Origin of the sequence: Mycobacteroides chelonae (assembly GCF_016767715.1) — a bacterium.
In the GTDB taxonomy this organism is placed as follows: domain Bacteria; phylum Actinomycetota; class Actinomycetes; order Mycobacteriales; family Mycobacteriaceae; genus Mycobacterium; species Mycobacterium gwanakae.
In genome coordinates this window covers 2324672-2336469 of record NZ_CP050145.1, presented here as the reverse complement: position 1 = coordinate 2336469, position 11798 = coordinate 2324672, and the positions used below count along the sequence as shown (strand labels likewise).

The window sequence follows — 11798 nt, the reverse complement described above, 5'->3', positions numbered from 1 at the left end:
GTGCGTTATCCTCGGCACGTGGCGCAACTGACATTCCAACGCGCCCGCACGGACGAAAAGAAGCGTCAGCGGGCCGCAGCGATCGTGGAAGCCGCACGATCCCTGGCCGTGGAATCCGGTGTCACCTCGGTAACGCTGACCGCCGTCGCCAACCGCGCCGGAGTGCACTATTCCGCGGTTCGGCGCTATTTCAGCTCCCACAAGGAAGTGCTGCTGCACCTGGCTGCCGAAGGCTGGACTCGCTGGTCGGACACGGTGTGTTCGGCGCTGGCCGAGCCCGGCACCGGCTCCCCTGCCCGCGTGGCCGAGGCCCTCGTGCACGGGCTCGCGGCGGATCCCCTGTTCTGCGACCTACTCGCGAACCAGCACCTGCATCTCGAACACGAGGTCGATGTGGAGCGCGTCGCGGAAGTCAAGCAGATCAGCAATGTGGCGGTGATGGCGATCGCCGAATCAATCGAGCGAGCGCTCCCCCAGGTCGGTCGCAAGAGTTCATTGGACATCCTGGTGGCGGCCTTCTCACTGGCCGCGATGCTGTGGCAGGTCGCCCATCCACCGGAGGGCCTCGACCACGACTACAAGAACGAGCCAGGCGTTCCGCCGGACTGGAATCTTGACTTCGAGCCGGCGCTGACGAGGCTGTTGACGGCGACCTGCGTCGGCATAGTCGCGCAAGCGCGCTGACTCAGCTTGTCGCTGGCGTCCAGCCGGTCTCGTCGGCCCATGCCAGTGCCCGGGGATACGCCTGCGCGAACCAGGGTTCCTTGGCCTCCACGTAGGCGGCCGTGTCCTGCGGGCTCTCCTGCGCCGTCCGCTCGGCAAGACGCTTGACTTCCAGATACTCCCCGCGTACCTGCGGGTCCGCGCGCAACCAGTCCCGGAAGATCAATGCGTAACGCTGACCCGGCCAGCCGTCGACCCGCAGGTGCACATGCGCGAGTCGGCCCGGATCCGCGGACGCGTGGAAACGCTTACCCCAGCGCGCGCCATCGCCCGCGTGCGGGTTATCGCCCGTGATCCGGTCCAGCCTCGGCAGCCCGATATCGGCCAGAGATCCCGCCAAAGCGTCTGCTACTTCCAGAGATTCAACCGTCACCTGGATGTCGATGACGTCCTTGGCCTCGAGTCCCGGTACCGCGGTGGAACCGATGTGGTCGATCCGCAGAGCCTTGGACCCGCACGCCACGGCGAGACGATTGATGATGCGTTGCGCCTGCGCGGGCCAGGTGGGATCGGCGGGAGCCAGCACCGGGTCGGCGCGCACGTGCTGACGAGTCCGCAGATTGATCTCATAGGGCAGCAACCGGACGGCCCACAGATCACGGACTGTTTGAGCAAGCGCATCGGTATCGCCTGAATTATCAAGCCACACATCGGCGATGGCGCGCCGTTGCTCGTCGCTGGCCTGCGCGGCCACCCGGGAACGGGCGTCCTGTTCATCCATGCCGCGATGTGTGATGAGCCGCGTCACGCGCGTCTCGATCTCGGCATGCACCACCAGCACCAGGTGATAGAAGGGTGCCAATGAGTTCTCGGTGAGCAACGGAATGTCTTCCACCACAATGGCATCCTCACCGGCGGCGGCCATCAGTTCGGCTCGGCGGGATCCGACCAACGGGTGCACGATCCCGTTGAGCGTGGCACGGTGCGTGTCGTCCTGGAACGCGATTGCGGCCAATGCGGGTCGATCCAACGCCCCATCGGGCCGCAGGATCGATTCACCGAAGGCCTCCACGAGCGCTGTCAGACCCGGAGTTCCCGGTTCGACCACTTCGCGCGCGATGACATCGCTGTCCACGATGAACGCACCGCATTCCGCGAGCGTCCGGGACACCGTGGACTTCCCCGCGCCAATTCCTCCGGTCAGGCCGATCCTCAACATGCCCGCAGTCTGTCACTCCCGGCGCGTTCACTATGCGTTGGGGGCGTTGCCCTCTCGGATTGCCCAGATATCGCCGCCCTGAGCTCACCGTCAACAAAAGGAGGGCCCCGGTCGTGATGACCGGGGCCCTCCTTCAGAACACGTGCTTAGGCGTTACCAGCCAGCTTCTCGCGCAGTGCGGCGAGCTGCTCGTCGTTGGCGAGCGAGCCACCCTGCGAAGCCGAATCATCGGACCGCGAGGAGCCGTTCGAGGACGCGGCCGCAGCCTCCGCCTCGGCGGCAGCGGCGGACTTCTCCATCTGAATGGTGTGCATCTTGTGACGACGCTCGGCCTCGGCGTACCGGGCCTCCCACTCTTCACGCTGCTTGTCGAAGCCTTCGAGCCACTCGTTCGTCTCGGAGTCGAAACCCTCCGGGAAGATGTAGTTGCCGGCCTCGTCGTAGCTGTCCGCCATGCCGTACTTCGAGGGGTCGAACTCCTCGGTGTAGTCCTCGTTGGCCTGCTTGAGGCTCAGCGAGATGCGGCGACGCTCCAGGTCGATGTCGATGACCTTGACCATCGCGTCGTCACCGACACCCACAACCTGATCCGGCACCTCGACGTGGCGCTCGGACAGCTCGGAGATGTGCACTAGCCCCTCGATGCCCTCTTCCACGCGGACGAACGCACCGAACGGCACCAGCTTGGTGACCTTGCCGGGCACGATCTGGCCGATGGCGTGGGTACGAGCGAAGTGACGCCACGGGTCTTCCTGGGTTGCCTTGAGTGACAACGAAACCCGCTCGCGGTCCATATCGACGTCGAGCACCTCGACGGTGACCTCGTCGCCCACCTGAACCACCTCGGACGGGTGGTCGATGTGCTTCCAGGACAGCTCGGACACGTGAACCAGGCCGTCAACCCCTCCGAGATCGACGAACGCGCCGAAGTTGACGATCGAGGACACGACACCCTTGCGGATGGCACCCTTGGTGAGCTGGTTGAGGAACTCGCTGCGCACCTCGGACTGGGTCTGCTCCAGCCAGGCACGACGGCTCAGCACCACGTTGTTGCGGTTGCGGTCGAGCTCGATGATCTTGGCCTCGATCTCCTTGCCGATGTACGGCTGCAGATCGCGGACACGACGCATCTCGACCAGCGACGCGGGCAGGAAGCCGCGCAGGCCGATGTCGAGGATCAGGCCGCCCTTGACGACCTCGATGACGGTGCCCTTGACGGCCTCGTCCTTCTCCTTAAGCTCTTCGATCGTGCCCCAGGCCCGCTCGTACTGAGCGCGCTTCTTGGACAGGATCAGACGGCCTTCCTTGTCCTCCTTGGTGAGGACCAGGGCCTCGACCTCGTCGCCCACGGAAACGACCTCGTTGGGGTCGACATCGTGCTTAATCGACAGTTCGCGGGACGGGATGACACCTTCGGTCTTGTAACCGATGTCAAGAAGAACTTCGTCGCGGTCAACCTTGACGATGGTCCCCTCGACGATGTCGCCATCGTTGAAGTACTTGATCGTCTTGTCGATAGCGGCGAGAAAATCCTCGGCCGAGCCGATGTCGTTGACGGCTACTTGCGGCGAGGTCACGGTGGGACTTGGCATGTGTTGGGTTGCTCCGGACAGGTTGTGTAGTAGGGACAGTTCTGCCACAGCTAGCTTCAGCTGCGGGCGTGCTTCGACCTCCGCACGTGCGGCAGAGATGGACTTCACCTTACTCGACTGCCCTCCACCAGGACAAACCCGGTCTCCTTGGCGACCGGAGCCCCCGGGCGGATACCGCACCCGCGAGTAAGCGCGCAGCTACTCTTCGGTGGTGTCCTACGCGCCCGCTCCCGCACCTATGCCACCCATCCCGGGATTTCCCCAGCGGATCAAAAAAGTCGGCGCGCCGATCGGGGTCATCATCGCCCTGGCGCTGGTGACGGGATTGATTCTGGCCGGCCTGCTTCTCTCCAACCCGGTCGGCGCGATGATCGGATTGGTCCTGTCGAGCATCGCGATCGGGGTCGTCGTCCTCTGCTACCTCTGGCTGGACCGATGGGAACCGGAACCCTCGAGGCTCCTTGTACTGGCCTTCACCTGGGGCGCGTCCCTATCCGTCGTCGTCTCGATCATCCTCGAACTGGCCTTTGGGTCCGTTTTCGATCCCGAGGGCGGCACGACCTTCGCGGCGATAGCGATCCGTGCGCCCTTCATCGAAGAAGCTGCCAAGGGCGCCTTTCTGCTTCTGATGTTGACCGGCCGGCGCCGCCACGAACTCAACTCGCTCACCGATTGCCTCGTCTACGCGGGCATCACCGCCGCCGGATTCGCATGGCTCGAAGACATCGCCTACATCGGTAGTGGCAACACTGTTGGCGAGTCGGTAATTACCGCGATCCTGCGGCTGGGACTGGGCCCCTTCGCCCACTCCTTGTTCACCACCATGACGGGTATCGGCATCTACTACTCGCTGCGGCAACGCAGTGCCCTCGCCAAATTCCTGTGCATAGGTGCGGGGTACCTCGCGGCGGTCCTCATGCACGGCCTGTGGAATGGCTCGTCATTTCTCGGATTCCAGGGCTACCTCGCGGTGTACGTGCTGTGGATGGTCCCCATTTTTGTGCTGATGATCGTGGTGGGAGTGCGCAGCAGGCGCAAGGAACAGCATGTCGTCGCCGAGAAACTGCCGGGGATGGTGGCCGCCGGGCTGGTCACCCCCAACGAGGCCACCTGGCTGGGTTCGATCAAGGATCGCAAGCACGCCATCGCCGAAGCCAGACGAATCGGCGGTGCCCCCAGTGGCGCCGCGGTGAAGAACTTCGCGGCACAGGTCGTCGAGCTGGCGTTCGTACGCGACCGCATAGAACGAGGCTCTCGCGACCCGCGCGATATCGCCCTGCAGACCGAAGAGGCATACGCGGTCATGGCCGCCCGGGCCGCCGCTCCGGTCTTGCAAGCACTCTCGGGGTATCGCGCACCTGCCACGGGGTAGCGTGAGGATGGGTGTTGTCTAGTCAAAGGCGATCAGGAGCATCATGGCCGAGATCTCGGAGCACGACCTGCTTGACGTTCTCATCGTGGGAGCCGGAATATCCGGCATCAATGCCGCTGTCCGATTGAGCGCAGCGGGCCGCAGCTTTCATATCGTCGAGCGCCGGGAACGCATCGGCGGGACCTGGGACCTGTTCCGGTACCCCGGAATCCGATCCGACAGCGATATCTACACACTGAGCTTCGGGTACCACCCCTGGCACGAACGCAATACCATCGCCGACGGCGCCGATATCCGTGACTACCTGGAGAACGCCGCCCGCGATTACGGCATCGACGGCCAGATCACGTTCTCCGCCAAGGTTACTGGGGCCGACTTCCGTACCGATACCGACACCTGGGCGGTGCGGGTGGACACGCCGGAAGGACCGACGACCTACCGGTCCCGATTCCTCTACCTGTGCACCGGTTACTACAACTACGACGACGGCTACACCCCCCAGTTCCCGGGTATCGCCGATTTCGCAGGAAAGCTGATCCACCCCCAGCACTGGCCTGAAGACCTGGATTGCTCGGGCAAGGAGGTAACGGTTATCGGCAGCGGCGCCACGGCGGTCACGCTGGTGCCGTCATTGGCACGTGCCGGAGCAAAGGTGAGTATGTTGCAACGCTCCCCGAGCTACGTCTACCCCATCGACCGGGCAGATCGCGTCGTCGGCCTGGTTCGGAAAGTACTTCCGCCCAATCTTGTTCAGCATTTCGCCCGGATCTGGCTGGGCGGGTTCAGCTGGATCATGTACCACGTCTGCCGTAGGGCTCCGGGATTCGCCAAATGGTTCATCAGGCGCCGGATCTCCAAGCGGCTACCCGCCGACTATCCGGTCGACGTTCACTTCAAGCCGCGGTACAACCCGTGGGATCAGCGCGTATGCGCCGACACCGATGGAGATCTCTTCGAGGCCATCAGCGCTGGTGGTGTTCGCATGGTCACTGACACCATCGAGTCCTTCACGCCGTCGGGCATCCGGCTGGGATCAGGTGAGGAATTGCGTGCCGACGTCATCATCACGGCAACCGGCCTCAACCTTCAGATTTTCGGGGGCATCGCATTGAGCGTGGACGGCTCCCCCATCGATTCTCCAAATCGCTTCATCTACAAGGGATACCTGATCGAAGGGGTACCGAATGCCGCATGGAGCGTCGGTTACACCAATGCGTCATGGACGCTGCGCGCCGATTTGAGTGCGCGGGCGGTGGTACGACTTCTCGACTACATGGACCGCCGCGGTTACACCCACGCCTATCCGGACCGGCACGGCGAGGAGCTCGAAGCCCGACCGTTCTTCAACCTGTCATCGGGCTATGTAAGCCGCGGCGGTGACCACATGCCACGTTCCGGAGTGAAGGGCCCCTGGGCCATCCGGCACAACTATGTGTTGGATCTTCTTGCGTTCCATCGTGATCGAATGGACGAGAACATGCGCTTCGGTACCGCGAAGTCAAAGGCCGTGTCCTCGGCCGCCTAGCGACTGGGGCCGATCTCCGAATCATCAAGCCCCGCCAGGTGCGAGAGCACTCGAAAAAACACAACGCGATCTGCCGGGGAGACACCGGCCAGGATTCGCCTCTCGTTCTCCCGAATCGCTTTCTGCACTGCGGTAACGGTTTTACGGCCACCTGCCGTCAATGACAGCAGATTACTGCGCCGATCAGTGGGATCGGGCTGCCGGTTGATCAGCTTCCGATCCTGCAGATCGTCAAGCACGGCGATGATCCGGGTGCGGTCCGCCCCTATGGAACTGGCCAGACTGGCCTGACTACTCGCTTCGTTGTCCTTGAGCGCGGTCAGCACGGCGTACGCCCACATCGACAGACCGTGGGCTTCCAGCAGCGGCAGCTCCGCCCGTATCAATGATCGCCCGAGCGGAACCATCAGCGCCGCAAGGTCAGGCCGGGCATCTGGATTCTGTTGCGCCACGAACATCAGGATAGACGACGTCACAAGATCGTATACTTTGCAAAATCATAAGCATGCGCATATCAGATACCGCATTGCGCGAGTGACCCCCGCCGCAATCGGTTCGGGCGTAGCGTCCCGGGTATGACGCAAGTTCTGCAGACGCAGGTGTGTGTTGCCGGCGGCGGCCCCGCCGGGCTGGTGCATGCACTCCTGCTGGCGAGGGCGGGGATCAACGTCGTCGTCCTGGAAAAGCACGCCGACTTTCTGCGTGATTTCCGCGGGGATACCGTGCACCCCACCACCATGCGCATCATCGATGATCTCGGGTTCATCGATGATTTTCTGCGGCTGCCACACCAGAAGGTCGATCACATCGCCTTCGATGGCGACGGCAGACTGCGCACCTTCGGTGACTTCCGCGCGCTTAAGTGGTTGGGATACAAACAGCCCTACATCGCATTCATGCCCCAGTGGGACTTCCTGGACTTCCTGGCCGAAAAAGCCGAGCAGTACCCGGAATTCACCCTTATCCGTAACGCGGAAGTCACCGGCTTGATCATCGATGATGGCCGCGTGGCCGGGGTACGTACACCGGACCTGGAGGTGCACGCAGAACTGGTCATTGCCGCGGACGGACGCACCTCAGCGGTACGCGCCGCGTCGGGACTTGACATCGCCAACGAGAGTTCGCCGATGGATGTGCTGTGGTTCCGGCTGAACCGGCGACCGGGCGATCCCGATGAGACCTTCGCGGTACTACGTCGAGGCCTGTTGTTGGCCATGATCCATCGCGGTGACTACTGGCAGGTCGCCCATCTCATGCCCAAGGGGGCGGGACCGCAGAACGGCTCTATCGACGCATTCAAGGAGCGCTTGATCACCGCACGCCCGCAGCTGCGTGAGCACGTGAACGATCTTCACTCCTGGGAGGACACCAGCCATCTGGATGTCCGGGTTGATCGACTCAAGACCTGGTGGCGTCCGGGTCTGCTGTGCATAGGCGATGCCGCGCATGCCATGTCGCCTGCCGGCGGTGTCGGCATCAACCTGGCGGTCGCCGACGCCGTGGCTGCCGCGAACATCCTTGTGGGGCCGCTACGCCGGGGGCGCGTCACCGATGGGGACCTCGCCACGGTGCAGCGGCGACGTGAGCTCCCGACCAAAGTGGTGCAAGCGTTCCAGGTGTTCGTCCAGGACAACGTGATCGAACCGGTTCTCACCGGCGACCTGTCACCGATCAAACTGCCGTTCTTCGTCGGACGGGGCCCGCTCAAGTTCATACCTCCGATCGCGGTCGGCAGGGGTTTGCGTCCGGAACGCGTGCACACCCCAGACGTGCACTAGGGGCGCGGCTCAACGCTCGTGCAGGTTCTCCGCCAGCGTGGCCCGCTCGACACTGAGCAGACTCTCGGCGCGATGCTCTTCCTCGTACGCCTTGCCGCCACCGTTGAGCCCGAATAGCCGCTTGCTCCACAGCAGCCACACCACGGCCACGATGTTGACCAATAGCGCCAAAACCCGAAGAACGGTTTGCTTTTCAATCAGCTCGTAGATCTCCAGCGGCAAGAAGATGCTTGTCGCGATGACGGCGAAATACTCGCCCCAACGCTTCATCAGCCACAGACCGAATGCCTCGATGAACTCGATCGCGGCGTAGGCCCCCAAACCCACCGCCACCCACATCAACGTCGACGACGACAGCGCGAATGCCTCGCCGATATGACGAATGATCTTGGAATTGTCCGGGTTCCAGCCGATCTGGTTGGCCAGCGGCCGGATCAGCGGAAGCTCTCGCTCGAAAACCTGTTGGAGATGTTCGCGCGATCCGCGGACCTTCACCACACCCACCGCCAGCAAGACGAACACCAGCCCGCGGAACACACGCTCGACCGCGAGTATCCGCATCAAGGTCCGGTCGCGCAGCAGCCGTCCGCGCGGAATCTCCGGTGCGGTATCGGCCGGTCCGCGGTAGCGCGGCGCGCCCACCACAAAGGTCTCGCAGCGCAGACACCGCCACGCCTCCCCGACCGGTGTCTCGACCCGCAGCCGGTCCCGCAGCGGCTGCTCGTCCGGAGCGAATGTCGCGTGTCCTCGCAGACCGCACGAGCGCAGAGCAAAGTTGATCACGGAAGAAACGGTAGCCCGACACCATCTGCCACGCCGCACGATATACAGGTTCCGGCGCTACCCTGTCGTCGTGTTCGACCGTCGCCGGTTTCTCACACTGTTGGCCGGAGCTGCCGCAGTGGGTGCCGCTGTTCTCGAGTCCGTCTCCGCGGCTGCCGACCCCGGCACCTCAGCGGGAGCCGGCAGCGGAGGACTGACGCGGGTGCCGTTGCCCGGGGGCGGTGCCTTGACCGCACTGCCATCGCGCACCGACGGTCAGCGATTGCTCGCCTTGACCCTTGACGACGGCACCGATGCGAATGTGATCGCCGCCTATACCCAACTGGCGTGTGACACCGGAATCCGCTTGACCTACTTCGTCAATGGGGTGAACGCGGGATGGACGCAGAATGCCCAGCTGCTGCGTCCACTCGTCGACAGCGGGCAGATTCAGCTGGGCAATCACACCTGGTCTCACCCGGACCTCACGACACTGACCGCCGCGCAGATCGATGACCAGTTGACGCGCAACACCAAGTTCCTGACCAACACCTACGGGGTCAACCCGGCGCCGTTCTTCCGGCCTCCATACGGAAAGCACAACACCGCAACCGATTCGGTCACTCAGGGGCTCGGCTACGGGCCGCCGGTGTTGTGGTACGGCTCCTTGTCGGACTCTGGCGTCGTCACGCCGCAGTACATCGTGGACATGGCCCGCAAGTACTTCAACCCGCAGGCCATCGTCATCGGTCACCTCAACCACCCCCCGGTGACCACCGTTTACCACCAGTTGCTCGACGTCATCGGGGAACGGCAGCTGCGCACCGTGACACTCAACGACGTCTATCAGCACTAGAGCAAGGGGGCGCCCGGCTCCAGCAGCCGCTTGGGATGCATACCGTCGACCTGACCGATAAACGGCGGATGAATGCTGTATCCCAGCATCCGGCGAATGTCCTCCGATACGGCGCGAACGGTGTCGCGTGTCATCGACAAGGTGAACGCCTCCTGCGGGCGCAGCCACGGCTCGCAGTATTGAGCGGTCAGGGCCAGCCGTGCGGCACCGGTTCGGTTCGCACCACCGCCATGCCAGAGCGTGCCGGGAAAGAACACGCAGGAACCCGCCTTCATCACCACGGGTTCACGCTCGGCTTCTTGTGGTCGGCGATCACCCCAAAGATGGCTGCCCGCAACAATATCGGTGGCGCCGTTGTCGGCGGTGAAATCATCGATCGCCCAGATCGTCGCGGCGCCCAAACCGGCGCGGGGACGCGGAATGGGATAGAAGCCGTCATCGGTGTGCAGCATCTGAGCCTGCTCGCCGGGCAAGATGTTGATGACCTGCAACATCGAGAGCAGATAGTTCGGCAGGAAAAGCCGATCCAGCAGGGCCAAGACGCGCGGGTGATCCGCAATCCGGTCACACGCACGTGTCTTGTTCAGGACGCTGTACACCCGCTGAGTGGTATGTCCTTCAAAACCGTTCCGGCCATGCAGATTCAGCAGGGGCGCAACGGCATCCCGAATCTGGTCCAACTCGTCAGCGGTCAGCAGATCCGGCAAGATCACGTAGCCGTCGCGGCGCATCGCCGCCAAGTCCGCCTCCGCGACAGCAGGATCGATGCCCTGGCCGCTACTGGCGGTCCGCCGATGAGTCCCGGCCAGGTCGCCGTTCAAATCCACCAACGACGACACGTGCACGCTCATCGCCACTCCTAAACATAAGATAATTATGTTTTGTACGATGACATAGTGGCACGCCCCTCAATCGGACGTCAACAGCTCATCGACGCCGCCCGTGACGAACTTGTCCGCGGCAACGGAGTGATGGATCTGAGCGGATTGACCCGACGAGCCGGGCTCACCACCGGCGCTCTCTACCATCACTTCGGATCAAAAAGCGGCCTGCTCGCCGTCATTTACGACGAGTTCTACGAGGGCCTCGTCCACGCGATTGCCGACGCGCATCTGGCTATGGACACCGACTGGCATGTTCATGAACTGGAGCGCACCCGTCGCTTCGTCGACTATCACGTCGCCGATCCACTGGCGCCGATCCTGCTGAACCGCGCCGCACTGGATCCCCAGCTGGCCGAGCTGGAAGCGACCTACCTGCAACGCATTAGCCACAACGCCGCCAAGAACATCCGTCGCGGTCAGAAACTGGGTCAATTGCCCGCAGACATCGAACCCGACAGCGCAGGAGCCTTCATCATCGGCGGAATTCGGTACGGGATCGCGCAACAGCTCCGCCTGACCCCACTCCCCGCACCCGGGCAGATCACCGACCGACTGTGGCGCCTCATTTCCGCAGCCCTGGGAGCCGACTGAACCGCCGCGTCGGGAAACTTCGGCCAGATCGATGACACATGGGCGATACTCCCTGCATGCGTTCGATACCTGTGGGCCGCACGGCCGCTCTCACCCTCGCCGTTCTCGGCGCGGGACTCGTCTCCTGCCCGACGGCAATGGCGGCGCCCTCCGGCGAGGTTGCCCTCTGTTTCGACGGCGACGTCCGTGTCAGCGCCTGGCAGGCGAGCCAAGCCGATGCACGTCGCGACCTGATCCCCGGCACGCTCAACATGAACGCCACGGACGGCCTGGCCGGACCCAAGCAGGCGTACTTCCAGTGGCGCAACCTGACCACTGGCGCTGTCGGCGAAGCGCACGGCGACGGGTCGGGCACCGCAGGAGCATCGATCTACAACGTCGTCACCGGCCCCGGCCAGGTAGAGATCACCACCGATTACGGTGGCCGTTCCGGCTTCTTCTGGAATGACGAAAACATCGCCCACTGCACCGGGACCGTCACCGTCGTCTAGAAACTCCGATTGGCGCTCAAACAACCTGGCGCGCAAGCCTTTCCTTTCACAGTATCTTCCCGGTC

At 63.4% G+C, this 11798-nt stretch carries 12 protein-coding genes; 7 read left to right on the top strand and 5 right to left on the bottom strand.

Going from position 1 to position 11798, the window contains the following annotated elements:
- The first annotated feature begins 18 nt into the window (after positions 1-18).
- Positions 19-684 carry a TetR/AcrR family transcriptional regulator gene (locus tag HBA99_RS11460; protein WP_064410273.1) on the top strand — a complete coding sequence of 222 codons (666 nt, stop codon included), beginning with the start codon at positions 19-21 and terminating at the stop codon, positions 682-684.
- Position 685: 1 nt separating this feature from the next.
- Here the strand turns inward: HBA99_RS11460 and coaE are convergent, their stop codons facing one another.
- Together coaE and rpsA are read right to left on the bottom strand one after the other, a co-directional pair.
- Complete coding sequence (gene coaE / locus HBA99_RS11455; RefSeq protein ID WP_070924148.1) at positions 686-1882, bottom strand: dephospho-CoA kinase; 1197 nt, start codon at positions 1880-1882, stop codon at positions 686-688.
- 146 nt (positions 1883-2028) lie between these two features.
- Positions 2029-3474 (bottom strand): 30S ribosomal protein S1, encoded by a 1446-nt coding sequence (rpsA, locus tag HBA99_RS11450; protein ID WP_030098083.1) that lies wholly within the window; start codon positions 3472-3474, stop codon positions 2029-2031.
- 208 nt (positions 3475-3682) lie between these two features.
- Between rpsA and HBA99_RS11445 the strand changes: the two genes are divergently transcribed.
- Together HBA99_RS11445 and HBA99_RS11440 are read left to right on the top strand one after the other, a co-directional pair.
- The gene (locus tag HBA99_RS11445) at positions 3683-4846 is read left to right on the top strand and encodes a PrsW family intramembrane metalloprotease (protein ID WP_070924147.1); all 1164 of its coding nucleotides are present in this window, start codon (positions 3683-3685) and stop codon (positions 4844-4846) included.
- 43 nt (positions 4847-4889) lie between these two features.
- Entirely contained in the window at positions 4890-6371 is a 1482-nt protein-coding gene (locus HBA99_RS11440) for a flavin-containing monooxygenase (RefSeq protein WP_030098085.1), read from the top strand.
- Here the strand turns inward: HBA99_RS11440 and HBA99_RS11435 are convergent.
- A complete protein-coding gene (locus HBA99_RS11435; protein ID WP_070924177.1) occupies positions 6368-6823 on the bottom strand; it encodes a MarR family winged helix-turn-helix transcriptional regulator in 456 nt (151 codons plus the stop codon). The two genes, HBA99_RS11440 and HBA99_RS11435, sit on opposite strands and share 4 nt — an antisense overlap.
- Positions 6824-6946: 123 nt before the next feature.
- Here HBA99_RS11435 and HBA99_RS11430 point away from each other — a divergent pair, with 123 nt between their 5' ends.
- The gene (locus HBA99_RS11430) at positions 6947-8149 is read left to right on the top strand and encodes an FAD-dependent oxidoreductase (protein ID WP_070917980.1); all 1203 of its coding nucleotides are present in this window, start codon (positions 6947-6949) and stop codon (positions 8147-8149) included.
- Between the two features lie 9 nt (positions 8150-8158).
- Here the strand turns inward: HBA99_RS11430 and HBA99_RS11425 are convergent, their stop codons facing one another.
- Entirely contained in the window at positions 8159-8932 is a 774-nt protein-coding gene (locus HBA99_RS11425; protein WP_030098088.1) for a DUF2127 domain-containing protein, read from the bottom strand.
- A 70-nt stretch (positions 8933-9002) separates the two neighbouring features.
- On the opposite strand from HBA99_RS11425, the gene HBA99_RS11420 reads away from it, so the two are divergent.
- Positions 9003-9767: a polysaccharide deacetylase family protein gene (locus tag HBA99_RS11420; RefSeq protein ID WP_070951023.1), complete on the top strand. Its 765-nt coding sequence runs from the start codon at positions 9003-9005 to the stop codon at positions 9765-9767.
- On the opposite strand, the gene HBA99_RS11415 is transcribed toward HBA99_RS11420, so the two are convergent.
- Positions 9764-10618 carry a phytanoyl-CoA dioxygenase family protein gene (locus tag HBA99_RS11415; protein WP_070917978.1) on the bottom strand — a complete coding sequence of 285 codons (855 nt, stop codon included), beginning with the start codon at positions 10616-10618 and terminating at the stop codon, positions 9764-9766. The genes HBA99_RS11420 and HBA99_RS11415 overlap by 4 nt on opposite strands.
- Before the next feature lie 45 nt (positions 10619-10663).
- On the opposite strand from HBA99_RS11415, the gene HBA99_RS11410 reads away from it, so the two are divergent.
- Positions 10664-11242 carry a TetR/AcrR family transcriptional regulator gene (locus HBA99_RS11410; protein WP_030098091.1) on the top strand — a complete coding sequence of 193 codons (579 nt, stop codon included), beginning with the start codon at positions 10664-10666 and terminating at the stop codon, positions 11240-11242.
- 56 nt (positions 11243-11298) lie between these two features.
- Entirely contained in the window at positions 11299-11733 is a 435-nt protein-coding gene (locus tag HBA99_RS11405) for a hypothetical protein (protein WP_046253579.1), read from the top strand.
- Positions 11734-11798: the final 65 nt, after the last annotated feature.